21 protein-coding genes are annotated in these 23,902 nt (G+C 51.1%); 12 read left to right on the top strand and 9 right to left on the bottom strand.

The genetic code is table 11. The annotated features are described in order from the left end of the window. Nucleotides 1–96 precede the first annotated feature (96 nt). Nucleotides 97–1,638, top strand: coding sequence for a transcriptional regulator TyrR (gene tyrR, locus KGP22_RS11740; RefSeq protein WP_133294547.1), 1,542 nt, complete (start codon nt 97–99; stop codon nt 1,636–1,638). Nucleotides 1,639–1,674: 36 nt separating this feature from the next. Here the strand turns inward: tyrR and KGP22_RS11735 are convergent, their stop codons facing one another. After that, nucleotides 1,675–2,883 (bottom strand): aldose 1-epimerase family protein, encoded by a 1,209-nt coding sequence (locus KGP22_RS11735; RefSeq protein WP_223578996.1) that lies wholly within the window; start codon nt 2,881–2,883, stop codon nt 1,675–1,677. Nucleotides 2,884–3,158: 275 nt separating this feature from the next. Beyond that, complete coding sequence (gene tpx, locus KGP22_RS11730; RefSeq protein WP_023335907.1) at nt 3,159–3,665, bottom strand: thiol peroxidase; 507 nt, start codon at nt 3,663–3,665, stop codon at nt 3,159–3,161. Between the two features lie 107 nt (nt 3,666–3,772). Between tpx and ycjG the strand changes: the two genes are divergently transcribed. After that, the gene (gene ycjG / locus KGP22_RS11725; RefSeq protein ID WP_223578993.1) at nt 3,773–4,738 is read left to right on the top strand and encodes an L-Ala-D/L-Glu epimerase; all 966 of its coding nucleotides are present in this window, start codon (nt 3,773–3,775) and stop codon (nt 4,736–4,738) included. On the opposite strand, the gene mpaA is transcribed toward ycjG, so the two are convergent. Continuing rightward, nucleotides 4,729–5,442 (bottom strand): murein tripeptide amidase MpaA, encoded by a 714-nt coding sequence (gene mpaA, locus KGP22_RS11720; RefSeq protein WP_111965078.1) that lies wholly within the window; start codon nt 5,440–5,442, stop codon nt 4,729–4,731. The genes ycjG and mpaA overlap by 10 nt on opposite strands. A gap of 185 nt (nt 5,443–5,627) precedes the next feature. Between mpaA and KGP22_RS11715 the strand changes: the two genes are divergently transcribed. Both KGP22_RS11715 and KGP22_RS11710 read left to right on the top strand, forming a co-directional pair. After that, the gene (locus KGP22_RS11715) at nt 5,628–7,244 is read left to right on the top strand and encodes a peptide ABC transporter substrate-binding protein (RefSeq protein WP_111965077.1); all 1,617 of its coding nucleotides are present in this window, start codon (nt 5,628–5,630) and stop codon (nt 7,242–7,244) included. Between the two features lie 120 nt (nt 7,245–7,364). After that, the gene (locus tag KGP22_RS11710) at nt 7,365–8,120 is read left to right on the top strand and encodes a hypothetical protein (protein ID WP_223578991.1); all 756 of its coding nucleotides are present in this window, start codon (nt 7,365–7,367) and stop codon (nt 8,118–8,120) included. Between the two features lie 98 nt (nt 8,121–8,218). Here the strand turns inward: KGP22_RS11710 and KGP22_RS11705 are convergent, their stop codons facing one another. The 4 genes from KGP22_RS11705 to KGP22_RS11690 all read right to left on the bottom strand — a co-directional run bounded on the left by KGP22_RS11705 (nt 8,219) and on the right by KGP22_RS11690 (nt 12,669). Further along, complete coding sequence (locus KGP22_RS11705; RefSeq protein WP_223582435.1) at nt 8,219–8,782, bottom strand: DJ-1/PfpI family protein; 564 nt, start codon at nt 8,780–8,782, stop codon at nt 8,219–8,221. A gap of 217 nt (nt 8,783–8,999) precedes the next feature. Then, nucleotides 9,000–9,140, bottom strand: a complete 141-nt coding sequence (locus tag KGP22_RS11700) for an Ecr family regulatory small membrane protein (RefSeq protein WP_143345725.1) — start codon at nt 9,138–9,140, stop codon at nt 9,000–9,002. A gap of 74 nt (nt 9,141–9,214) precedes the next feature. After that, nucleotides 9,215–10,447, bottom strand: coding sequence for a sensor domain-containing diguanylate cyclase (locus tag KGP22_RS11695; protein WP_223578989.1), 1,233 nt, complete (start codon nt 10,445–10,447; stop codon nt 9,215–9,217). A gap of 92 nt (nt 10,448–10,539) precedes the next feature. Continuing rightward, a complete protein-coding gene (locus KGP22_RS11690; RefSeq protein WP_223578987.1) occupies nt 10,540–12,669 on the bottom strand; it encodes a bifunctional diguanylate cyclase/phosphodiesterase in 2,130 nt (709 codons plus the stop codon). A 457-nt stretch (nt 12,670–13,126) separates the two neighbouring features. Here KGP22_RS11690 and KGP22_RS11685 point away from each other — a divergent pair, with 457 nt between their 5' ends. From KGP22_RS11685 to dbpA, 4 genes are all read left to right on the top strand, one after another. Beyond that, nucleotides 13,127–14,269, top strand: a complete 1,143-nt coding sequence (locus KGP22_RS11685; protein WP_111965071.1) for a methyl-accepting chemotaxis protein — start codon at nt 13,127–13,129, stop codon at nt 14,267–14,269. A 154-nt stretch (nt 14,270–14,423) separates the two neighbouring features. Continuing rightward, on the top strand, nt 14,424–15,407 hold the full coding sequence (zntB, locus tag KGP22_RS11680; protein ID WP_111965070.1) for a zinc transporter ZntB: 984 nt from the start codon (nt 14,424–14,426) through the stop codon (nt 15,405–15,407). 291 nt (nt 15,408–15,698) lie between these two features. After that, the gene (locus KGP22_RS11675) at nt 15,699–15,863 is read left to right on the top strand and encodes a hypothetical protein (protein WP_320718313.1); all 165 of its coding nucleotides are present in this window, start codon (nt 15,699–15,701) and stop codon (nt 15,861–15,863) included. A 27-nt stretch (nt 15,864–15,890) separates the two neighbouring features. After that, nucleotides 15,891–17,264 (top strand): ATP-dependent RNA helicase DbpA, encoded by a 1,374-nt coding sequence (gene dbpA / locus KGP22_RS11670; RefSeq protein WP_223578984.1) that lies wholly within the window; start codon nt 15,891–15,893, stop codon nt 17,262–17,264. A gap of 42 nt (nt 17,265–17,306) precedes the next feature. Here dbpA and ttcA read toward each other — a convergent pair whose 3' ends face one another. Together ttcA and KGP22_RS11660 are read right to left on the bottom strand one after the other, a co-directional pair. Beyond that, the gene (gene ttcA / locus KGP22_RS11665; RefSeq protein ID WP_223578982.1) at nt 17,307–18,242 is read right to left on the bottom strand and encodes a tRNA 2-thiocytidine(32) synthetase TtcA; all 936 of its coding nucleotides are present in this window, start codon (nt 18,240–18,242) and stop codon (nt 17,307–17,309) included. A gap of 273 nt (nt 18,243–18,515) precedes the next feature. After that, nucleotides 18,516–18,926 carry an ASCH domain-containing protein gene (locus KGP22_RS11660; RefSeq protein ID WP_149367002.1) on the bottom strand — a complete coding sequence of 137 codons (411 nt, stop codon included), beginning with the start codon at nt 18,924–18,926 and terminating at the stop codon, nt 18,516–18,518. A gap of 680 nt (nt 18,927–19,606) precedes the next feature. Here KGP22_RS11660 and KGP22_RS11655 point away from each other — a divergent pair. The 4 genes from KGP22_RS11655 to KGP22_RS11640 all read left to right on the top strand — a co-directional run bounded on the left by KGP22_RS11655 (nt 19,607) and on the right by KGP22_RS11640 (nt 23,816). Further along, on the top strand, nt 19,607–21,130 hold the full coding sequence (locus tag KGP22_RS11655; RefSeq protein ID WP_223578980.1) for a cyclic diguanylate phosphodiesterase: 1,524 nt from the start codon (nt 19,607–19,609) through the stop codon (nt 21,128–21,130). A 497-nt stretch (nt 21,131–21,627) separates the two neighbouring features. Then, nucleotides 21,628–21,975, top strand: coding sequence for a DUF1294 domain-containing protein (locus tag KGP22_RS11650; RefSeq protein ID WP_223578978.1), 348 nt, complete (start codon nt 21,628–21,630; stop codon nt 21,973–21,975). 100 nt (nt 21,976–22,075) lie between these two features. Beyond that, nucleotides 22,076–22,525 carry a hypothetical protein gene (locus KGP22_RS11645; protein WP_223578974.1) on the top strand — a complete coding sequence of 150 codons (450 nt, stop codon included), beginning with the start codon at nt 22,076–22,078 and terminating at the stop codon, nt 22,523–22,525. Between the two features lie 259 nt (nt 22,526–22,784). Then, complete coding sequence (locus KGP22_RS11640; protein ID WP_223578971.1) at nt 22,785–23,816, top strand: methyltransferase; 1,032 nt, start codon at nt 22,785–22,787, stop codon at nt 23,814–23,816. Nucleotides 23,817–23,902: the final 86 nt, after the last annotated feature.

Genomic DNA, 23,902 nt, shown 5'->3' with positions numbered 1-23,902 from the left:
CGTGCTGGCTGTCAATATTTGTTGACAGCCATCTTCCCGATCACCGTGTTCTGACATATCATTTTACTGTTACTGGCTTAAAACGGTGAATTTCCCATGCGTCTTGAAGTCTTCTGTGAAGACCGTCTCGGTCTGACCCGCGAATTACTCGATCTTCTTGTTTTACGTAGCATTGATTTACGTGGCATTGAGATCGATCCTGTCGGGCGAATTTACCTCAATTTTGCCGAAATTGAATTTAATACATTCAGTAGCCTGATGGCGGAAATCCGCCGTATCGCTGGCGTTACGGATGTACGCACCATTCCCTGGATGCCTTCTGAACGTGAGCACCTGGCACTGAGCGCGCTGCTGGAGGCCATGCCTGAACCGTTCCTCTCCCTGGATTTGAAAAGCAAAGTTGAGCGCGTTAACCACGCGAGCTGCCAGCTTTTCGCGCAGAGCCAGGAGAAGCTCAGCAATCATAACGCCGCGCAGCTGATCCCCGGCTTTAACTTCCAGCGCTGGCTGGACAGCAATCCGCAGAACACGCTTAGCGAGCATGTGGTGATTAACGGGCAGAATTTCCTGATGGAGATCACGCCGGTCTATCTGAAAGGGGAAGGGAACACTCGCATGCTCACCGGGGCGGTGATCATGCTGCGCTCGACGCTACGCATGGGTCGCCAGCTGCAAAACCTCTCCAGTCAGGACGTTGGTGCGTTCAGCCAGATTATTGCCGTCAGCCCGAAAATGCGCCATGTGGTTGATCAGGCGCGTAAGCTCGCAAGCCTGACCGCGCCGCTGCTGATTACCGGGGACACCGGCACAGGGAAAGACCTCCTGGCTCATGCGGTGCATCTGGCGAGTCCGCGTGCGGCTAAGCCTTATCTGGCACTTAACTGCGCCTCTATTCCGGAAGATGCCGTTGAAAGCGAGCTGTTTGGTCACGCGCCGGAAGGTAAGAAAGGGTTCTTCGAGCAGGCTAACGGCGGCTCCGTGCTGCTGGACGAAATCGGCGAAATGTCGCCACGTATGCAGGCTAAGCTGCTGCGTTTCCTGAACGACGGAACCTTCCGCCGCGTCGGTGAGGATCACGAAGTGCATGTGGACGTGCGCGTTATATGCGCCACCCAGAAAAACCTGGTTGAACTGGTGCAAAAGGGGATCTTCCGCGAGGATCTCTATTACCGCCTCAACGTCCTGACGCTCAACATTCCGCCGCTGCGCGATTGCCCGCAGGACATCATGCCGCTTACTGAGCTGTTCGTCGCCCGCTTTGCCGACGAGCAGGGTGTGCCGCGTCCGAAGCTGTCTGCCGATCTCGGCACGGTGCTGATGCGCTACGGCTGGCCGGGCAACATTCGTCAGCTTAAAAACGCCGTCTATCGCGCGCTGACCCAGCTTGAAGGCTACGAACTGCGCCCGCAGGATATCCTGCTGCCGGATTACGACGCCGGAACGGTATCGGTAGGGGAAGAGGCGATGGAAGGTTCGCTGGACGATATTACCAGCCGTTTTGAACGCTCAGTGCTGACGCAGCTGTACCGCAGTTATCCCAGCACCCGCAAGCTGGCAAAACGCCTTGGCGTCTCGCACACCGCGATCGCGAACAAGCTGCGCGAGTATGGTTTGAATCATAAGAAAGGCGACGAATAACAAAAAGCCTCTGTAAAGAGGCTTTTTACTTTACGTTTATTCCTTCGCCATCGGCGTGTTAACGATTTCTGTTTTTGTCTCGCCCTGAATCGACGCAATCCTGCTTTCAACCTCTTTCACCTGCTGCGGGCTGTGGAGCAGGGTGTAGGTCAGATCAAACTGCGCGCTGGCACCGGGCTGCAGCTGCTTAACCCGCTTCTGCTCACGTTCAATCGTGACGGGGTAGGCGTAACTAGTGCCCGGTTCGATGCCCGTGACGTAGCCCTGCTTCAGCGTGTCGGTGTTTTTCCATAAGGTCAGCACGGGCAGCTGGCGGGTATCAAACTGGATTGACGCGCCTTTATCACCGGCTTTATTGACCACCGCCGCGAGCGTTTCGTGGTTATTGTCTGCCAGCGGTTTAATATTAAAGACCATCTCATCAAAGCCTTTTGTCGGCCCGGCGTAGGTTTGCCAGTCGTTAACCCCCGCTTTGGCGTAGTCATTGAACGGGCTCACGCTCGCCGCAGGCGCAAGGAAACGGGCGCCTTCCTCTAGGATCGGCGTGCCGAAGTTGCTGTGATAGATGATTTGATAATCATGAGGGTAATCGGCATGGTTTGTCAGAACATCGTGCAGGCTGAACCGGTTGGTTCCGGGAACGTAGCGCAGCTCGGTCATGGTTTGCAGATCCGATTTTTTAAACGTGCTCTCTTTGATCAAACCCCGAACGCGGATCTCATGCGGAGCGGTATCCGCCACCTCAACTTCCACCTGCGATACCGGTGTATTTCCGGCCCTGCCGTGAAGGGTGTAAATTTGCCCATCTGCGGTGACCGGATGACCAGTCCACTCGTAGCCACAGCGCACCATCATCTCGTTGAAACCATCCAGCCAGCCGAGACCGTTGCGGCTTTCAAGATTGATGTAAGCCGGGTTCACGACCTCTTTAACAGGAGAATTCCAACCCAGTCGGGTGCCAAACCCTTCCACGTGCAGAAGGTTCATGCCACGGGTAGGGCTCAGGGTAATCGTCAGGCCATCTTTACTGCTAATAATGATGACTTTACTGCCTTCCTGCTTGCCGCCGTGTAAGATTTTTTGCTCAATGCTGAACGTCTGATCTTTAACTTTCAGCTCATCACTGGAAATCTTCCAGTTTCCTTTCTCTACGCTGCTTTCAGCGCTTGTCAGCACCCAGGTTTTAGCCGCGGCATGGCCAGAAACTAGGACCGCCAGAAGCGTAAAAGCGAATTTGATCTTCATATTTTATCCTTTTTGCTGAAACGATTATTTTCTTTCGTAAGCAAATCTAATGTTTAGACAAAAAGGGAAATGTGATGGGCTTCACTCGGGATGAAAATAGGGGATTTTAACGATTATTATGCGTTTCTGATCACGATCATGTTACATATTGCTCTGATTATTGCAGGATTAATGTGACATGCGAGCATTTATGCTTTAACGATTCAGCTTTAAAGTAATAAAAAACCCCGCCGCGGCGAGGTTGAGAATGAGTTGTATAGAATGCTAAGGACTTATTATGCTTTTAGCACGTCCAGCGCGGCAGTGTAATCTGGCTCGGTGGTGATTTCATTAACCAGTTCGCTGAAGACAACAGTGTCGTTTTCATCAAGAACCAGTACAGCTCGTGCTGCCAGACCTTTAAGTGGGCCTTCCGCGATGCTGACGCCATATTTCTCAAGGAAATCAGCGCTGCGCAGGGTGGAGAGGGTGATGACGTTGCTCAGGCCTTCGGCACCGCAGAAACGGGACTGGGCAAACGGCAGGTCAGCGGAAATGCACAGCACAACGGTGTTGTCCATTTCAGTCGCCAGCTGGTTGAATTTACGCACGGATGCGGCACAAACACCGGTATCAATGCTTGGGAAAATGTTCAGTACTTTGCGTTTGCCCGCAAACTGAGCCAGTGTGACGTCAGACAGATCTTTAGCCACCAGAGTAAAAGCCTGCGCTTTGCTGCCAGCCTGCGGAATGGAACCTGCAACAGCAACCGGGTTGCCCTGGAAATGAACGAGTTGTGACATAGATATCTTCCTGTTTACATATAGTTAACGTCGGGGCTAGTGTATGCCATCAGCGGATAACACGGCAAACCAAATTTTTCGCCTTTCCGGGCCGCAAGGAGTCAGTGATGAGAAGCGTTAAGATCTATGAAGAAGCCTGGCCATTGCATACCCCGTTTGTGATCTCCCGCGGCAGCCGAAGTGAAGCCAGCGTGGTCGTGGTTGAAATCGAAGAAGAGGGGTTTAAAGGCGTCGGGGAATGTACGCCTTACCCGCGCTATGGGGAAAGCCTTGCGTCGGTGATGGCGCAGATCATGACCCTTGTGCCTGACCTGCAAAAAGGTCTCACGCGTGAGTCGTTACAGCAGCGTTTGCCCGCCGGGGCGGCGCGTAACGCTATCGACTGTGCGCTCTGGAACCTTGAAGCCGCTCAGCAGCAAAAATCGCTGACGTCCTTGCTGGGTGTGGCGCTGCCTGAGTCCGTCGTGACGGCGCAAACGGTCGTGATTGGTGAGCCGGAGCAGATGGCCGCCAGTGCGAAAGCGCTCTATGACGCCGGGGCCACGCTCTTAAAAGTGAAGCTCGACGATCGTCTGATCAGCGAGCGGATGGTCGCCATTCGCTCTGCGGTGCCCTCAGCCACGCTGATTGTTGACGCCAACGAGTCGTGGCATCCTGAAGGGCTGGCAGCGCGATGCCAGCTGTTGGCCGATCTGGGCGTGGCGATGCTGGAGCAGCCTCTGCCAGCAAAAGATGATGCGGCGCTGAAGAATTTTATCCATCCGTTGCCCGTCTGCGCGGATGAAAGCTGCCATACCCGCGAAAATTTGAGCGAGCTTAAGGGCCGCTATGACATGGTCAATATCAAGCTCGACAAGGCAGGCGGACTGACAGAAGCCCTGGCTCTGGCGGCGGAAGCCCGGGCGCAGGGGTTTGCCCTGATGCTGGGGTGCATGCTTTGCACCTCCCGGGCGATCGGCGCGGTGCTTCCGCTGGTCAATCAGGTCCGTTTCGCCGATCTCGATGGTCCGACGTGGCTGGCTGTTGACGTTTCACCGGCGCTTCATTTTACCAGCGGCGTGCTTCATCTCTGAGGCTGCCAGCGCAGAAGCTCCACCATCGCTTTTAAGTATTTTTCGCTGGCTTCGTCGGAGGAAATCGGCGGGAATTCAGCGGTGATGCAGGGCAGGCTCAAATCGGCGCACCAGCTACCAAAGGAACCTGGGGTTTCATAGCCCACGCTGGTGACGAGCGGCAGGGCGAAAGCCTGCGCCAGCCACTCGCCCAGTTCGGAGTGGCGCGGATCTTCAATACAGGCCAGCGGATCGTGGAAGGAGACAACCCATGCTGGGTGGATTTTATGGATAAGCTGGCACAGCGCCTGCGTTTCCGGCTCCGATCCGGGCTTATCTCCTGTTAGCAGCACCACGTCCCGCTCCTCGGCGGAGCTGTTCCAGCGATATACCGTTTCCCCTGCGCGCCAGTTTGCCGCCGGGAAATTACGGTTCAGGTCGATTCCTCTCGCATTCGCCCGCAATCCCAGCTGGCAGCCGTCCGGATTGACGGCAAGAATCACATGGTGACGTCGCAACGAAGGCGTCAGCGTCCTCAGCGCGCAGGAAAGCGTGACGATGGAAGAGTTCTCGTCTCCGTGCGTGCCGGCAATGATCAAACCGCTGTTGCGATCGGCATCGGGCGCCGGGAACCAGATCAGCGATGCGCCTAAAAATGAGCGGCCATATTGCTCGGCGCCCGGCGGAAAGGCGCCGCGCTCCGCTCGCGGTCGGGTGGTTGCCATACGAAATCCTGATAAAGAAGTCTCTACAGGCAGTGTTGTGCAAAACCCGCTGTTAATCAAATAGTTTCCGTGACGGCTGAGAATTGCCTCAAATCACTATTCCGGACGAAGGTATTTGCATTTCTCTGTTTCGAAACAAATAATTACGCATCTGCTTGTTACCTGAATTCACTAAAGGGGATCTTATGAAGCATCCTGTTTCGCGTCTCTGTGCTGCACTGTACCTGTGCGGACTCTCTACACTCTCGTACGCTGCTGATGTGCCACAGGGCACGGTACTGGCGCAAAAACAGGAGCTGGTCAGGCATATTAAAGACGAACCCGCTTCGCTCGATCCGGCAAAAGCGGTGGGATTACCCGAGATTCAGGTAATTCGCGATCTTTTCGAAGGGCTGGTGAATCAGAACGAGAAAGGGGAACTGACCCCAGGGGTAGCGACGCGCTGGCAGAGCAATGATAACCGTATCTGGACGTTTACCCTGCGCGATAACGCGAAATGGTCTGACGGTACGCCCGTCACCGCTCAGGATTTTGTCTACAGCTGGCAGCGCCTGGTTGACCCGAAAACCACGTCTCCGTTTGCCTGGTTTGCGGCGCTGGCAGGCATCAACAACGCGCAGGCCATTATTGATGGCAAAGCGGCGCCAGATACCCTGGGCGTGACGGCGGTGGATGCCAGAACCGTACGCGTCCAGCTGGACAAACCGCTCCCGTGGTTTAGCAACCTGACGGCGAACTTCGCCTTCTATCCGGTGCAAAAAGCGAACGTTGAAAGCGGTAAGGAGTGGACACGTCCCGGCGCACTGGTAGGTAACGGCGCGTACGTCCTGAACGACCGCGTGGTGAATGAAAAACTGGTCGTCGTTCCGAATACCCATTACTGGGACAACGCGAACACCGTCCTGCAAAAAGTGACTTTCATTCCGATTAATCAGGAATCGTCCGCCACAAAACGCTATCTGGCAGGGGATATCGATATCACCGAATCGTTCCCGAAAAACATGTATCAGAAACTCCTGAAGGACATTCCGGGACAGGTGTATACGCCGCCCCAGCTCGGGACCTATTACTACGCGTTTAACACACAAAAGGGGCCGACTGCCGATGCCAGGGTGCGTCTTGCGCTGAGCATGACTATCGATCGCCGCATTATGGCAGAGAAGGTGTTAGGTACCGGCGAGAAGCCGGCCTGGCATTTCACCCCTGACGTGACGGCGGGTTTCAGCCCTGACCCTTCACCGTTTGAACAGATGTCGCAGCAGGAGCTGAACGCTCAGGCCAAAACTCTTCTCCAGGCCGCTGGCTACGGCCCTCAGCGTCCGCTGAAGCTGAACCTGCTGTACAACACCTCGGAAAACCACCAAAAAATCGCCATTGCGGTGGCGTCCATGTGGAAGAAAAATCTCGGTGTGGATGTCAAACTGCAAAACCAGGAGTGGAAAACTTATATCGACAGCCGCAACACCGGCAATTTTGATGTGATCCGCGCGTCATGGGTAGGTGATTATAACGAGCCTTCGACCTTCCTGTCCCTGCTGACCTCAACCCACAGCGGCAATATCTCGCGTTATAACGATCCGGCCTACGATAAAATTATCCACCAGGCGACACTCGAAACTACGGCGAAAGCGCGTAATACGGACTACAACATGGCGGAGAAAATCCTCATGGAGAAAGCACCTATCGCGCCAATTTATCAGTACACCAACGGTCGCCTGATTAAGCCCTGGGTGAAAGGTTACCCTATTAATAACCCGGAAGACGTGGCGTATAGCCGGACCATGTATATTGAGAAGCACTGACGAGCCCGGATTATGCGGTAACTGTCGTTAATGAGAGTACATTAAGAACTGGCGCATTTAGCGCCAGTTTCTTTATTCCAGAAAAGATGTCTGTTTCACATATAATCGCAGGGATAAATTATGACGGAAGAAAAGAAAGATAAACCCTCTTTTCCGGCAGGCTTAGGCATTATGGATAAAATCTGGGAATGGCAGTGGATTATACGCTTCATCTATATTGTCCTTTTCGCCGATCTGGCGCTGCTGGCTTACAGCGGACAGGGGATTTTGACCTGGCCCATACAGGCCATTAGCTGGACCGAACACCTTGGTTTCTTCTGCGTCGCGCTGGCGGCTCTGGGGCTGATAGCCACAACCCTCATGCCCTTTGTCGCCAGTATCTTCAGGCAAGTGCTGAATGAGATCATATACAGCAGCATCTTTCCGGATATTCTTCGCCCGCAGAGTGATTACGAGAGATACCCTGGTAAGGTACCCTCAAGAGAAGTCCTTGATTTAGCACTGGAAGAGAATAATCAGTTTTTACTTAATTACTATGAAAAACATGATTCAGCCTGGCACAGTAAATTCACTGAAAGATTCAAAGTTGGCGATTTACTTTTTGGTATCCTGTTTTTCATGATACTTGATTACCATCCGCACTGGTTCAGTCACGCTCAGCATTCCTTAGCCAGCGATCTTCTTAATCTAGGTGGTGATGAGGGTTTTGTTATATTTTATATCGTCCTTATCATTATATTTAGCGCCCTGATGAATATCTGGTTCGGCAAATGGGACTGGGGAAATATTTATTATCCACCGCTGTATCGTAAAAAAGAAGAAGCTCGAAGAAAGGAGCGAGAGAGAGAAGCGCAATGGCGTCGCCAGAATGAGTAAATAATTCCCTGTTAACCAGTGCTCCATACATACTATTTTTTTGGCTTTGTCTGAGATATCGCTCCCGCCCATGCGGAGCTGGCGGGAGCAGAGGTGGGCTATTCTAACAACTCACTAAACTTCGCCAGCCACTGCGGATGCGCAGGCCAGGCGGGAGCCGTCACCAGGTTGCCGTCTACATGGGCCTGATCGATGCCGATAGTGGCGTAGTGTCCACCCGCGAGACGTACCTCAGGTGCGCAGGCCGGGTAGGCGCTACAGGTTCGTCCTTTCAGAATGCCCGCAGCAGCAAGCAGCTGCGGGCCGTGGCACACCGCAGCAATCGGCTTACGCGCGGCGTCAAATGCCTGTACCAGCTTTAACACGTCCTCATTTAGCCGCAGATACTCGGGGGCTCTCCCGCCGGGGATGAGCAGCGCGTCGTAATCCTGCTCCTTTACGGTTGAAAAATCGGCGTTGAGGGTAAAGCGGTGACCGTGCTTTTCGCTGTAGGTCTGGGCACCGTCAAAATCATGGATTGCCGTCATGATGTAGTCGCCTTTCGGTTTGTCGGGGCAGACCGCGTCAACCTGATGGCCAATCATCTGCAAAGCCTGAAAAGGCACCATGGTTTCGTAATCTTCGGCGTAATCGCCAACCAGCATCAGGATCTTCTTGCTCATCATTCCTCACCTTTATCAATAAAGATGATTAAGATATAGCCTGGCATGGCTGAATTGCCGGAAATAAAAAAGCCCGTCAGAGCACGGGCAACATAAGCAAATGAATAAATGATTCGTTATCAACGTTATTGGAGGATAACGCCGTATATTTTACGCGGCAGTAAGACAAGCAGATACCTGACATATTCGGTAGGTGAAACAAGTCATTAAACGTGCGTTACAGTGCGTCGAAGGTCGGGTAAAGGCTATTTTCAAGGAATTCTACGAGATACCAGATCTCACCGCTAAAAATAAACCAGAAGCCAAATATAATAAGGAGCAAAATAATAAAGGTGAGTATTATTTCAGTTTTTCCCATTGCTGCTTTTACCCACCTGAAGCTAATTGATTCGAAGTGGGCATTGTAGCGGGGCTTTTCCGGATACTCCAGTTTCATGCAGCAAGGACTTTATTGCGTCCGTCATTTTTAGCGCGATACAGGGCATCGTCCACACGCTTAAACAGCTCGTCAATACTCTCCCCCTGATTGTGCCGCGCCACCCCAATGCTGACGGTAAACCGCGGCAAACCCGGAATCGTAATGCGTGCTACGGCTGCACGGATTAACTCGGCAATCTGCAGGGCGGTATCGAGAGAGGTACGCGGCAGCAGGATAACGAACTCTTCGCCACCCCAGCGGAACACCATGTCGCCCTCCCGACTACAGGCTTCCAGCGTTCGGGAAAGGGCGATAAGCACCTCATCGCCTTTCAGATGACCGAACAGGTCATTAATGTTTTTGAAATGGTCGGTATCCACCAGCAGCAGGCTAAATTGCTGCTGCGCAGGAAGTTTATTCCGGTTGCTTTGATCGGTAATTGCGTAGAACTGGCGCCGGTTGAGTAGTCCCGTCATGGAGTCACGTAACGCGGCATGTTCAAGCTCCTGCTCCAGCCTTTTTTGCTCGGTGATATCGTGGATGATGCACAGCATCAGCTTGTCGCCGTAAATCTCAATGGGCCCGGCATACGTCTGAACGTGGCGGGTGGTTCCATCGGCAAGGCGGTGAATAAAATTGAGCGGCTTATGACCACCGGGCAGCGCGGCAATCGCAGTCATAATGGGCATCACATCTCGCCCCAGCGTATTGATTTCCCAGGTATGCTTACTGCACATGTCATCATGTGAGTAACCATAAAAATTGAGTGCGGCCAGATTTGCATCGACGATTTGCCCGTCGCGGGCCGGATCGATTAACAGCATCGGGGCGCTGTTGGTCAGAAAAAAGCGCGCATAGAAACCCTGTTTTTTCCGTCGATAGGTGGCGGAACGGCTTGCCTTCAATCCTGAGAGCATTTGTTGGGAGATGCCTTCGAAAACAATCACATCTCCCCAGGGAGCGTAGTGGGCGAGCGAGAGCCGACAGCTTAACGGCGTGTCCTGTCCATCCCGGCTAGCCGTCAAGATTTCGACGATCTCCTGTTCTGTTTTCAGTTCAGGTACATACATCGTCAGGAGGGTTTGCGCCCTGGCAGAATAGATCCCTTTGCGCAGGTCCTCGAGGGTTTTATCCCCCATGAGCTGCCTTGCTGCCACATTCGCAAAAATGATCTTTTCCGACACGGGTGAAACGAGCCACACGGGTGTTTTAATTACATTCAACGCATCAAAACAAGGTTGCGACATAGGCGTTTCCTGTTCATCGACAACATGTGCCTGACAATCATGCCAGAATTGACTCGCGTGTACTCCTTTGAAACATACTCCACTTAACCCCGTCAGGCATGATTTTTTTGTGAAATAAATGCGGGGTCCGTTTGAATTTTATTAATGGGGATAATCTGTTTGTCTGAGTTTATCTGCAGCAGTAGCCACGGTACCTGTTCGGCAGGTAAGGGCCGGGAGAAAAGATACCCCTGCAGGTAATCGCAGCCGAGACGGGTGAGGACCGCCTGCTGTTCTTCAGTTTCGATCCCTTCTGCCACCACATTCATCTCCATGGTCCGGGCGATACTGATTATGGTCTCGACCAGCTTGTAGCTTTTTTCATTTCCCAGCATCGATGTGACAAAGCTTCTGTCGATCTTGAGTTCTTTTGCGGGAAGCACGCTAAGCATCAGCAGGTTGGAATAGCCCGTACCAAAATCATCAATTGAGACAACGATCCCCGCGTGATTAAACGCGTTAAGCAACTCAATGCTGCGGTCGAGATTTTTAAGCGCGGTGCTTTCCGTTACCTCCAGGATCAGTCGGGACGGAGGCAGGTTATATTTTTCCAGCATCGACGAGATGATCTGGAAAATGTCCGGCTGTTCGAACTGAACGGGGGATAGGTTGAGCGACAACGTCCACTGGCTGAACCCTTGTTCAGTCCAGAAATGAAGCTGTCGACAGGCGGCTTCAATGGCCCAGTTACCTACCGGAATAATTAAGCCTGTTTGTTCCAGCGAGGGGATAAACAGATTGGGCAATACAACGCCTTGCTCTGGATGTCGCCAGCGCAGAAGGGCTTCAAAACCATGAATCGTTTTCTCTCCCGCATGCCAGGTTGGCTGATACCAGAGTTCAAACTGATCCCGTTCAAGCGCCTGCGAGAGTTCCTGCAGAAAGCCGGGTTTCGCCGGGATCGCTGTTGACATCTCGGCCCGGTAAATCGCCCAGCCGTTACGGCCATCTTCCTTGACGCGGTGTAAAGCTGCATCCGCCTTGAGTTTCAGCTCATGCAGCGTTTCGCCATCCTGAGGATAGAGGCTGACGCCCGCGCTGATGGTCGTGCTTAACGTATGCCCGCATATCGACAGAGGGCGTCGTACATCTTCGAGCAACGCGGTGAGCAGGGCGCTGAGCTTGTCGTCATCACATTCAGGCACCAGCAGGATAAAGGCGTCTCCTCCCAGTCTTGCCAGGGTCATCTCACGCGTGAGCCTTGCCGTGATGCGCTGCGCGACAGCGATCAATAGCTCATCACCGACGCTGTGACCCCACGTATCGTTAACGCGTTTGAAGTGATCGACGTTCAGGAAAATAACCGCAAATGGCTTCTTGCTCAGCAGCGCGCTGCGCAGACAGTCCTGCATGCGGAGATCCATCTGGTGGCGGTTTGCGAGCCCGGTGAGCGCATCAAAACGCGCCTGCAGCTCTAGCTGACGGTTGAGCTGCTGCAAATTATCCGTCAGCCGGCCGGTGCGCCGGTGAGAATCGATAAGTGAAATGATTAACATCACGCCGAGCAGGCAGAGCGTGGTGACTGAAACCCAGATGGATAAACCCAGCTCGCCGATCCCTCCGGGGACGGCATGCGCCATTTCCTGAAATTGCGCGGCGCTCATGCCGGTATAATGCATCGCACAAATCGCGGCAGCCATAACGAAGGCCGCGATAATTCGATCGATAAAGACGCCTTTATGTTTATCGCGCAGTCGGAAAGCCAGCCACAGCGCCGTACCTGAGGCAACAACGGCAATGACCACTGATAACCCCACAATCCGGCGATCCCAGATGATGCTGCCATCCAGCATCAGGGCCGCCATACCGATATAGTGCATAGACACCACGCCAGCGCTCAGGAGCGTCGTGGCAAAGATCAGTCGAAAAGGGGAAAGTTTTTTACCAGTGACGGCAATATTAAGCGCCGTTGTCGACGCAACCACCGCGACGCCCAGTGACGCAAGGGTTAACCAGAGGTCGTAGCTCATCATCATGGGCATTTGCATCGACAGCATGCCGATAAAGTGCATCGACCAGATGCCAATACCCAGCGTGACCCCACCGGCAATCCGCCAGAAGAGTGCAGCCTTTCGGCTGGAGAGAGGGATTTTTCCGGCGCTGTCCAGCGCCACAAATGAGGCAATAAACGCCACCAGATAAGAGATAGCGATTAACACAGGGTCCCACGATATATTGAGCATTATGCAATCCCACGCCTGAGAGGGTTACCGATTTCGCCTGCCGGATACATCTTTATCGGGCAACGAACATGCGCATTCAAACCATATTAGTTATTTATCGTGAATAATGACCAGTCATATTAATACTCTAAAACTCATCAAGAATATAAAATATATTCTTTTTGTTAATGTATTAAGCATTGCTAAACAAGAACGAATAACAGTAGCAAAGCTCCTTAAATATGAGTGCGATCGTATCGTCTCACCGCGGGCGATACTATCGCTTAACATGGCTGGAAACCAGTATTGCAGCATGCTGAGTAGAACATTTTTACTAATACGCTCTTTTAATCTGACTTAAGGTAAATCTCAGGATGCTAACGGCGAAACAAAAAACAAGCGTTGTTTGCGATGAAAAACTTCTGGGCCAATGCTATAAGTCTAAGTGCCGACTTAAATATAAAACGTGGGTATTATCATGCTAAAAAATATTAGTGTCAGGACCTTTATTATCGGGTTCCTTTTATCTCTTTTTTTGGTAAGTGCAGGTGTCGTTGTTCTATTTTCCAGCAATCCCTCTCTCTTTATTTTGCTTAATGCCATCAATTTCGTTGCACTATTTTTGCTCTGGGTCTACATGACGAAGTATCTTGTGACGCCGATCAATACGGTGAAGAAAAGTATTGAAGAGGTGACAGCAGGCAACCTTGGTGTATCTATCCCTGAATTTGGCAATAACTGTGCGGGCCGACTCATCCCCGGGATCAATAGTCTTTCCGGTAATATTGCGACGCTTGTACGTGAGATCAGGGCGTCATCGCAAACCGCCATGACCTTATCGGATCAACTCTCGCAACGTAGCGCTCAGCTTTCGGTGAAAACCGAGCAGCAGTCTGCATCATTAGTGCAAACCGCAGCCAGCATGGAGCAAATGGCCGCGAGCACCAAAAACAATGCCGATAACACGCGTCTGGCGAGCGAGCAGGCAAATGTGGCGACGCTGCAGGCGCGCAAAGGCGGTGAGCTGATGGGACAGGTCGCCAGCAATATGCAGTCCATTACCGAATGTGCGCAGCAGATGACGGAGATTATTTCGCTCATTGACGGCATTGCGTTCCAGACGAATATTCTCGCGCTCAACGCGGCCGTTGAGGCGGCAAGGGCGGGCGATCATGGCAAGGGTTTTTCTGTGGTCGCGGAAGAGGTAAGAAACCTGGCACACCGCAGCGCAGAGGCCGCGAAGAATATCAAAACGCTGATTGAAGTCACCAGCAGTAACGTCACGCAGGGAGCCAGCGTTGTGTCACAGGCAGAGAAAAATATGCATGAAATCGTAACGGGTTCGGGGAATGTCAGCCGCTTAATGGACGAAATTTCCGCGTCGACGTCAGAGCAGGAGAAAGGTATTTCTCAGATCACGCTGGCGCTATCTGAGCTGGAGCGGGTCACGCAAAGTAACGTGTCAATGGCAGAGGAACTCAATGGCTCTTCTGATGTACTGCGTAATCAGGTGATTGAGCTGCAGGCCAGAACGCGCAATTTCAGACTTGACCAGAGCACTTCTTCCTCATTACCTGGCGGCTCGCCATCCTTCCTCCACCGGCCAGAACACTCTCTCTGATTAAACCTCAAAGCCTGGCGTGCCAGGCTTTTTTTTGCCTCTTGCCAGCATGTTCATTTCCTGAGCGATTTCAGCGCGATGGAAAACATAGTTGTTGATTAAGCCCTGATGGAGGCTAGACTGACACCGAAAGAGCTAAAAAGGCGGAGGCGCTGTGGAAAGCATTAAAGGATCTGAACTTAACGTTCCTGACGCAGTTTTTGCGTGGGTGCTGGATGGTCGTGGCGGTGCGCGACCGCTGGAAGATAATGATGCGATCGATAGCGCGCATCCCTGCTGGTTACATTTGAACTACACCCACACGGACAGCGCTGACTGGCTGGCCTCGACTCCGCTCTTGCCTAATAACGTGCGCGATGCGCTGGCGGGTGAAAGCCTGCGGCCCCGCGTGAGCCGAATGGGTGACGGGACGCTGATCACCCTACGCTGCATTAACGGCAGCACGGATGAACGCCCGGATCAGCTGGTTGCGATGCGTGTCTACATGGACGATGGGCTCATTGTGTCTACCCGGCAGCGAAAAGTTCTGGCGCTGGATGACATCGTCAACGATCTGAAAGAGGGCACCGGGCCAACCGACTGCGGCAGCTGGCTGGTGGACGTGTGCGACGCGCTTACCGATCACGCGAGTGAGTTCATCGAAGAGCTGCACGACAAAATCATCGACCTGGAAGATAACCTTCTCGATCAGCAGATCCCGCCGCGCGGTTTTCTGGCCTTGCTTCGTAAGCAGCTGATTGTGATGCGCCGCTATATGACGCCGCAGCGCGACGTTTATGCGCGTCTTGCCAGCGAAAGGCTCGCCTGGATGAATGACGATCAGCGACGCAGAATGCAGGATATTGCCGACAGGCTGGGCCGCGGGCTGGATGAAATAGATTCCTGTATTGCCAGAACGGCGGTGATGGCGGACGAAATCGCGCAGGTGATGCAGGAATCGCTGGCGAGAAGAACCTATACGATGTCCCTGATGGCGATGGTGTTTTTACCGAGCACGTTTCTGACCGGGTTGTTTGGCGTCAACCTGGGCGGTATTCCGGGGGGCGCTTATCGCTACGGCTTTACGGCCTTTTGCGTGATGTTAGTTGTTTTGATTGGGGGTGTTGCATGGTGGTTGCATCGTAGTAAATGGCTGTAAATTTACGCTTTTTTCCTCTTTTTCCGGGATTAAAACGCTCTTTTAATTGAGCGAAGTCAATAAACATCTAACCCGTAAGGTGCAATATTACTCCCGCAGGTGAATGCAACGTCAAGCGATGGGCGTTGCGCTCCATATTGTCTTACTTCCTTTTTTGAATTACTGCATAGCACAATTGATTCGTACGACGCCGACTTCATAGTCGGCTTTTTTTTGCCTCCTGATTCTCAGCGTCTACCCTAAAAGGGATGACAGCCAATTCTGGAGGGAATGATGAGCATCCTTTACGCTCTGCTACTGCAACATTCACGTCAATCCGATCCCATCCCCACCGATCCGGTCCCCATGCCCGATCCCATACCGCGTCCGCAGCCAATGCCCGACCCGCCGCCCGATGAAGAACCGATTAAATTGTCGCATCGGACCGCGAGATCTGCGAGGATACGCGCCATCTGACCGCTAAGATCACCACGAGAGACAATTGTGACCGCTTTTTCTACCCTGAATGTTCTGCCCGACGCCCAACTCGCTAACCTCAACGAGTTGGGATACCTCACGATGACGCCTGTTCAGGCGGCCGCGTTGCCCGCCATCCTCGAGGGCCGTGACGTGCGCGTACAGGCGAAAACGGGCAGCGGGAAAACGGCGGCATTTGGCCTTGGCCTGTTGCAGCATTTCGATGCGGCGCTTTTTCAGACCCAGTCTCTGGTGCTGTGCCCGACTCGCGAACTGGCAGACCAGGTCGCGGGTGAACTGCGTCGCCTGGCGCGTTTCCTGCCCAACACCAAGATTTTAACCCTCTGTGGCGGACAGCCGTTCGGCGCCCAGCGTGATTCACTCCAGCATGCGCCGCACATTATTGTCGCCACGCCCGGACGCCTGCTGGATCACCTGCAAAAAGGCACCGTCTCGCTGGATGCGTTACAAACGCTGGTCATGGATGAGGCCGATCGGATGCTGGATATGGGCTTCAGCGATGCGATTGACGAGGTGATCCGTTTCGCACCGTCCGATCGTCAGACGCTGCTGTTCTCTGCGACCTGGCCCGAGGCTATCGCCGCCATCAGTGGTCGCGTGCAGAAAAATCCACTCACCATTGAAATCGACAGCGTCGATGCGCTGCCCGCCATCGAGCAGCAGTTCTTTGAAACCTCTCAGCAGGGTAAAATCCCGCTCCTGCAGAAATTGCTGAGCCAGCATCAGCCTGCATCCTGCGTGGTGTTCTGTAATACCAAAAAAGACTGTCAGTCGGTCTGTGATGCTCTGAATGCCGCCGGTCAGAGCGCATTGTCGCTGCATGGCGATCTGGAACAGCGCGATCGCGATCAGACGCTGGTTCGTTTCGCTAACGGCAGTGCCCGCGTTCTTGTCGCAACCGACGTCGCTGCACGCGGTCTGGATATCAAATCGCTTGAGCTGGTGGTGAACTTTGAGCTGGCATGGGATCCTGAAGTACACGTGCACCGTATTGGCCGTACCGCGCGCGCGGGAAACAGCGGCCTGGCCATCAGCTTCTGCGCACCTGAAGAGGCACAGCGCGCCAATATTCTCTCTGAGATGCTGCAGATTAAGCTGAACTGGATGAATCCCCCAGCCGGCGTCAGCCTGGTGCCGCTCGAAGCCGAAATGGCGACCCTGTGCATTGATGGCGGTAAAAAAGCTAAGATGCGTCCAGGTGACGTATTAGGCGCGCTGACAGGGGATGTGGGGCTGGACGGGGCGGATATCGGTAAGATTGCGGTCCATCCGGCGCATGTCTACGTAGCGGTTCGCCAGAAGGTTGCCCATAAGGCATGGAAGCAGCTGCAAAACGGGAAAATTAAGGGTAAAACCTGTCGCGTACGTCTGCTGAAATAAAGAATGAAGCGTCTCAGACGGTTTTTCTGAGACGCTAATCGTTTACTTCACTTCAAGCACGTTCAGACGCAGCTCTTCAAACTGATTGTCATCTTCTTCCGGCTGCCAGCCCGCTGGCTGCATGGGAATATCTTCCCGATCAAACGCCAGGTCCCCGCCGTTCACAACTTCTGACTCGTGGTTGATGCCTTTAAAGTCGAACAGTTCCACATCAGCGAGATGGGAAGGGACGACGTTCTGCATCGCGCTGAACATGGTTTCGATACGACCCGGATAACGCTTATCCCAGTCGCGCAGCATGTCGCCAATTACCTGACGCTGCAGGTTCGGCTGAGAGCCGCACAGGTTACATGGAATGATCGGGAATCCCTTAGCCTGAGAAAAACGCTCAATGTCTTTTTCGCGGCAGTAGGCGAGAGGGCGGATCACAATGTGCTTGCCGTCATCGCTCATCAGTTTAGGCGGCATGCCTTTCATCTTGCCGCCGTAGAACATATTGAGGAACAGCGTTTGCAGGATATCGTCGCGGTGATGGCCCAGCGCAATTTTGGTCGCGCCCAGCTCCGTCGCGGTACGATACAGAATGCCGCGGCGCAGGCGAGAGCAGAGTGAGCAGGTGGTTTTCCCCTCCGGGATTTTCTCTTTCACAATGCCGTAGGTATTCTCTTCGACGATTTTGTACTCAACGCCCAGCTTTTCGAGGTATTCCGGCAGAATGTGCTCCGGGAAACCCGGCTGTTTCTGGTCAAGGTTGACCGCCACCAGGGAAAAATTCACTGGCGCACTTTGCTGAAGATTACGCAGGATCTCCAGCATGGTATAGCTGTCTTTACCCCCTGACAGGCAAACCATGATGCGGTCGCCTTCTTCAATCATGTTGAAGTCTGCAATGGCTTCGCCCACGTTACGGCGCAGTCGCTTTTGCAGTTTGTTGAGGTTGTATTGCTCTTTTTTGTTAATCTCTTGATTCTCTTGCATTGAGTACTACCTTCGGAGCCAGCAGGGGCAAACATTGTATGCCGCGTATGGTACGGATTCCGGCGACGAATACCAGCACGTTTTACAGCTCATTAAATCCGGAGCCGATACGCGAAAAGCGTAGCAGGCTTTCTGTGTGCCCCTGCGCATTCTGGGCATAAAAACAAATCGCAGATTTTGATGCTCCCATGAGGACCAGCGCTGGGAGAACTTACGTTGTGTTTAACCGGAACGAATTCAGCGAAGGTACCATCCTGGCCACTTAATCTCCGCTTACAGCACCTCAACCAATTCAAATTCTTCTGCGATCAGTTCCATATCTTCAGAAAAATGGCCTTCGCGGACGAAAAATCGCTGATGCTCTTTCTGCCAGTATTCAAGGCTTAAATCACCTTCACCCTCTTTGCGAGCGAATTCTTCAGTAACATCGCAAAAACGCACCAGCCGCAGTGAAACCAGCCTGATCACACAGACCGGGACGTTTTGTCCATCAAGGATTATGTTGTAGCTCCCCACCCGCGGTGCAGACACATCCTGCGAGTACGAGGCAAAAGATCCGCAGGTGGCCGTTTTGATTCCTTTTTTAATCAGGTCCGCAAGCTTGCTTGCCAGTTCCGGGCTGTCACCCAATTGCCAGGCCGCTGCGCCAGGGTACTTCGTTTTTAATTCCTCAACCTTAACCATTCAAATTCCTTCTTAACATTTGACCAAAAGAAACGAAGTAGCGTTTTTAGCATAAACCCCCTCGATATTAGAAGCGTAGTCGGCTTTCCTTCCACCTTTTTGCTCTGGTGGGTACGAAAACAAAGCGTTGCGTGTATTGCCCGAGTAAATATAACCTTATGGGGTTATCTGTGTGGTGAATCTGCTGTCTGCAGCCACCCGCGTGGCTTTGTATATGAGTAACGAGTCACCGGGATGCAACCAGCACCACGCTTTTCTAAAAACTTTATCCCATTGGAAGGGTTTAACGTGTTCAAGCTTAATTCATACCTACTGGCGGTTTTGCTGATGTCAGGCTGTAGCTCCGAACTGGTTCTCAATCCACCTAAGCAACCCGAATACAAGTCAATGCCAGAAATAACGCAGTCTGTGACGCCAACGCAACAGCGTGCAATCATGGCTGGCGAGCGACCTGACTGGTCAGAAAGAACCCCGATCAATACAATAAAGCGGTACTAATAAACACTTATCCACCAGGGCTGCCGTTCGGCGGCCTTTTGTTTCCCCTCCATCTGGCTTGCGAGAAAATTTCTGACGCCTGATATGGTATTTATTTCTTTATCAACCATGCTTAAGACGAAGATAATTCAATCACTCCAGGATCGCTGAAGCGGCAACTTTACTCAAATAGAGAACCCTGAATGCGCCATGCATCTATTCCCTTAGCTGCAGCCACGACAATGTTTTTGCTCGGCGTTTTTATCATCAATTTACAGGTTTGGTATTCTGCACGTGCTGACAGCCTGGCAGAGGCGCGCTACGTCGTACGGAACATGAACGTTATTCTTAAAGAAGCCCGTCATGCGACTCAGATGGCAATGCAACTTGCCGAGAATGAGTGTGATGCAGAAGGGCAATATCGGCTGGGTACCGAGGCAGCATTACAGCCTCACCTGAGAACGATCATTATTCTGAAAAATAACGCGGTCTGGTGCTCCTCATTACCGGGAAACCGCGTATTGTTGGTTAATAGCTCAGTGCTGCCTGAGTCATCATTGCTCCTGGTTCCTTCGGGGAGTACCGTCAACGGTCTTCCGGTTCTCTTATACCAGACAACCCACGCCGGAAGCCGAATCATCGTTAGTATCAGTGATAGCCATATCCGGGATGCGCTGGATATGCCATTAAACGGCGTTGAATATTCTCTAAGAGTAGGCAATACCCTTTTAGGCCTGACAGGCGATGTGACTACGGTAGACCATACGAAGAAAGAGGTATTAACGGTCAAGGCCTCTGCTTTTCCTTTCTCGGTACAATTTAATTCTCCACCTCTTTTTAGTCTTAAGAGATTATTCAATCGAGCCGGAGGCGTGGTGTTATTCCTGCTGATAATATCGTCTCTTTCTGCTTATATTCTTCAGCGCTATATTTCCAAGGATGTCTCACCCGAAGAGTCACTGCGCATCGCCATTTACAGAAATGAAATTATTCCGTATTACCAACCTGTTGTGAGCGGCAAAGAGGGAATCTTGCGGGGCGTCGAAGTGCTGGCCAGATGGAAGCATCCTCAATCAGGGTTTATTTCTCCCGCGTCCTTCATTCCTCTTGCCGAGAAATCTGGTTTAATTATTCCTTTGACTCAGAGCTTAATGAAGCAGGTTGCAATACAAATGAATTCTATTTCGTCATTGTTGCCAGAAGGGTTTCACATAGGGATTAACTTCAGCGCTTCTCATATCGTTGCGCCCACCTTTGTTGGCGAGTGTCTCCACTACAAACGCCGTTTTACTCAACAGGATCTTAACCTTGTCGTTGAGGTGACGGAGCGTGAACCACTCGACATTGATGAGCACCTCGTTAACACACTGAATGAGTTACACAATAACGGATTTGCCATTGCACTGGATGACTTTGGCACGGGATATTCCGGTCTATCCTATCTGCAGGACCTGCATATCGATTACATTAAAATCGATCAAAGCTTTGTTGCCAGGGTTAACGCGAATGAGGACTCAACGCTAATCCTTGATTCGGTACTGGAGTTGGCAAAAAAACTGTCAATAAGTATCGTGGCGGAAGGCGTTGAAACAGAAGAGCAACTTGATTACCTCACAAGCAATCATATCCGTTTTTTACAGGGGTTCTACTTCTACAAACCTCTTCCTTTCAAGGAGCTGATCAAAGTTCTCTTATCGAAGCCCAAAGTTAAAGTAAGAGTTGAATAATCTTTATTCGGTTGTTTCTGAGGGAATTAAAAAAGGGGGGACATCATCCCCCAAAAATGCAGACAATTATTGTTTTAACCGCAGTCGTATTTTGTTGTCTATTGACCTGGGGGTCAAATTAATTGTTTTCAACATTATTTTGAATGTTCTAAAAGGAATGATTGATCAGAAACATTAGTAGCCTAAGCTTTAATATGATTCTAATCAATGTTGTCGTATGCTCGTCAGGTTAATGGATGTGAAAATTATTTTTTTGTTAAAATAATACTCTGGCGCTGTGTTTTCGAAGTAAGGCGTTTCAGGTTAATTTTTTAAGAAAAAAATGCTAGCGTCCAAAGCATAATGAAATAATAGTTACGTATTACCGCAGTATGAATATCAACCAGTAATGGCCAGAGTCTCAGTATGTTTTTAGAATAAACGTCACACTCTGAGATTTCCGTGATTTAGCGTACAATGCTTCATCCAAAACCGCTAAATCCCCAGTGGCTCGTGCTATGTCCTTTAATCGCTTTTGTTACTTACTTCTGATGACCGCTGCGATCGGCAGCCTGCTTACTACCAATCCGCTGGTCACGTGGTTTCTGCTGATCAATCTGCTGACAATAGTCCTGTATGGCGCCGATAAAATGGCGGCGCGGGAGGGGATGCGCAGGGTGCCGGAAGCTACTTTGCTGGTATTTGGCGTAACAGGTGGCTGGCCTGGTGCCATTGTGGGGCAACAGCTCTTTCGCCATAAAACCCAAAAGCAGCCTTTCAAAAAGTACTTTTTCATCAGCGTCGTGGTCAGCATCGCCATGATGGCGGTGGTTTACCATTTATCTTCTTATTCTTCTTTGTATTAATCCCTCCGTTACTGCCAATAGTAGTAGGCCTTTTCTTAAGGGGTTGCTGTTTTTTGCACAATCTGAATAATACGTGCAACAACACGGACGACAACATCCCATGAAAATAGAATCTCTTATACTGGTTGTGCTGGTGGTCTTTTCTACGCCTTCCTGGTCTGCTTTTCAGGAGCGGGAATATAATACCTGGTATATAAAAAATGCCGTCCTTTATGATATGACACAGACATCGGAAGGTTTCCCGGTCATGGTGAGTGTTTCTCAGCCAGGGAAGAAATCCGCTAACTTGCTGGTGTCATTTATTACTGAAGGCCGTTGTGGTGAAAACAACCAGCCGCTAAATGTGAATGGTAAGGAGCTGCCCGCAAAATATTATTGTGTTGAGGTAGGGCAAAATAGAATTGAACATTTTTCTGTGGTTGATGCGGACAGCGTCAATGGTATGGTGACGCATTTAAAATCAGATTTCACTATTCTGTTGCAAAACAATATCAAGGTTTGGGCTGCAAATATCAAAACGCCAAAGTATGGGCTGACGCCGAGATTCTAAATAGAGAATGCCTGTTTTGTTACAGGCTTTTTTTGGGTGTAAGATAATCATTTACAAAGTAATAGTTTCTACGCATTACTAATCAAAATGAAGAGTAAGTGGCCCTGTTTTTTTACGTGTTTAAATGTACTGTATGCAAACCAATACGAAACAGCATAACTAAACCTTGCTGAGATTATGGATAAAGCTCACTGCCAGACTTAGGCTTGTTAGCAACTTTTTAGTTGTTCAACACATCTTTATTGGTAAGGAGCAGAAAATGTCACAACGTAATAGTCTGGATTTACTAAGCCGTAAAGAAGGAATGTGTTTGTTAGAGCAAAGTATGGGTTTTGTCTGGCAGGCAGCACTTCGGGCTGTCGCGGTATTAGGGGTCGCAGATCGTCTGGTTGATGGAAAAAAATCCGTGAATCAACTGGCGAAGGAGTTGAATGTCGACGTTGACTATCTTCATCGAATCATGCGCTTATTGTCCTCTCGTGGGGTTTTCAACGAATTATCTGACGCCGAATACAGCCTTAGCCAATCAGCACAATTCCTCTGTTCTGAGCATGAATTTTCCTTGCGTGCAGCAGTGCTCATGCTGACAGACCAGACATTCTGGCAGCCAGCGGCAAAAATGGATGAGATATTGCAAGGCAAACCTGTCTTTAATGAATTGTTTGGTAAGCCTTTTTACGAGTACTGGCAGCATGACGATAGTGGGGCTGACAGCAACATTTTTCATGCCGGTATGGCCTCTATGTCATCCGTAGAGAATGAAGTCATCGCAGATAGCTATTCATTCCCTCAAAACGCTGTCGTTGCCGATATCGCCGGTGGGCTGGGTAATTTATTGCTGGCCGTTTTACGTCGAAACCCGACTCTGACGGGGATCCTTTTCGATCAAACAGACGTGCTTGAGCGGAATCGACTGTATCTGTTGAATGATCATCGCCGATGGGAGACCGTTGAGGGCAGTTTTTTTGAAGCCTGTCCTGTAGCAGACATTTATCTACTCAAATACATTTTAATGGACTGGCCTGATGAAAAGGCCATTCAGATACTTCAATGCTGCAGAAATGCTATGAAAGAAAACTCCAGGATATTAATTTTTGAACCACTTATTAAAAAAGAAAATAATGAACAGGGACGATTTGAAATTGACCTTCTTTTGTTAACAAGCTTTGATGGAGGACGGGCAAGAACAGAGTCTGAGTATCAGACCTTGTTTGAAAAGACTCGTCTGAAGCTAAACAAAATAATAGACACCCGTTCGTATCTGTCGATTTTAGAAGTCGTACCTGTTTGAACTGTTTAAATATTATTCACGAATCATGTGTCTGGCATTCCGTTTTACCATATTCCTGCTACCCTTGTTTGTTGTACCAGGAGCAT

The organism is Enterobacter sp. JBIWA005, from assembly GCF_019968805.1.
GTDB lineage: Bacteria > Pseudomonadota > Gammaproteobacteria > Enterobacterales > Enterobacteriaceae > Enterobacter > Enterobacter vonholyi.
Note: the sequence above shows the minus strand (reverse complement) of the source record. Positions and strands in the feature narration are given on the sequence as shown.

Bases quoted from the DNA above. Each gene is read 5' to 3' on its own strand.
- tyrR (WP_133294547.1), top strand. From the start codon at position 97: ATGCGTCTTGAAGTCTTCTGTGAAGACCGTCTCGGTCTGACCCGCGAA.
- KGP22_RS11735 (WP_223578996.1), bottom strand. From the start codon at position 2,883: ATGAAGATCAAATTCGCTTTTACGCTTCTGGCGGTCCTAGTTTCTGGC.
- tpx (WP_023335907.1), bottom strand. From the start codon at position 3,665: ATGTCACAACTCGTTCATTTCCAGGGCAACCCGGTTGCTGTTGCAGGT.
- ycjG (WP_223578993.1), top strand. From the start codon at position 3,773: ATGAGAAGCGTTAAGATCTATGAAGAAGCCTGGCCATTGCATACCCCG.
- mpaA (WP_111965078.1), bottom strand. From the start codon at position 5,442: ATGGCAACCACCCGACCGCGAGCGGAGCGCGGCGCCTTTCCGCCGGGC.
- KGP22_RS11715 (WP_111965077.1), top strand. From the start codon at position 5,628: ATGAAGCATCCTGTTTCGCGTCTCTGTGCTGCACTGTACCTGTGCGGA.
- KGP22_RS11710 (WP_223578991.1), top strand. From the start codon at position 7,365: ATGACGGAAGAAAAGAAAGATAAACCCTCTTTTCCGGCAGGCTTAGGC.
- KGP22_RS11705 (WP_223582435.1), bottom strand. From the start codon at position 8,782: ATGAGCAAGAAGATCCTGATGCTGGTTGGCGATTACGCCGAAGATTAC.
- KGP22_RS11700 (WP_143345725.1), bottom strand. From the start codon at position 9,140: ATGGGAAAAACTGAAATAATACTCACCTTTATTATTTTGCTCCTTATT.
- KGP22_RS11695 (WP_223578989.1), bottom strand. From the start codon at position 10,447: ATGTCGCAACCTTGTTTTGATGCGTTGAATGTAATTAAAACACCCGTG.
- KGP22_RS11690 (WP_223578987.1), bottom strand. From the start codon at position 12,669: ATGCTCAATATATCGTGGGACCCTGTGTTAATCGCTATCTCTTATCTG.
- KGP22_RS11685 (WP_111965071.1), top strand. From the start codon at position 13,127: ATGCTAAAAAATATTAGTGTCAGGACCTTTATTATCGGGTTCCTTTTA.
- ttcA (WP_223578982.1), bottom strand. From the start codon at position 18,242: ATGCAAGAGAATCAAGAGATTAACAAAAAAGAGCAATACAACCTCAAC.
- KGP22_RS11660 (WP_149367002.1), bottom strand. From the start codon at position 18,926: ATGGTTAAGGTTGAGGAATTAAAAACGAAGTACCCTGGCGCAGCGGCC.
- KGP22_RS11655 (WP_223578980.1), top strand. From the start codon at position 19,607: ATGCGCCATGCATCTATTCCCTTAGCTGCAGCCACGACAATGTTTTTG.
- KGP22_RS11650 (WP_223578978.1), top strand. From the start codon at position 21,628: ATGTCCTTTAATCGCTTTTGTTACTTACTTCTGATGACCGCTGCGATC.
- KGP22_RS11645 (WP_223578974.1), top strand. From the start codon at position 22,076: ATGAAAATAGAATCTCTTATACTGGTTGTGCTGGTGGTCTTTTCTACG.
- KGP22_RS11640 (WP_223578971.1), top strand. From the start codon at position 22,785: ATGTCACAACGTAATAGTCTGGATTTACTAAGCCGTAAAGAAGGAATG.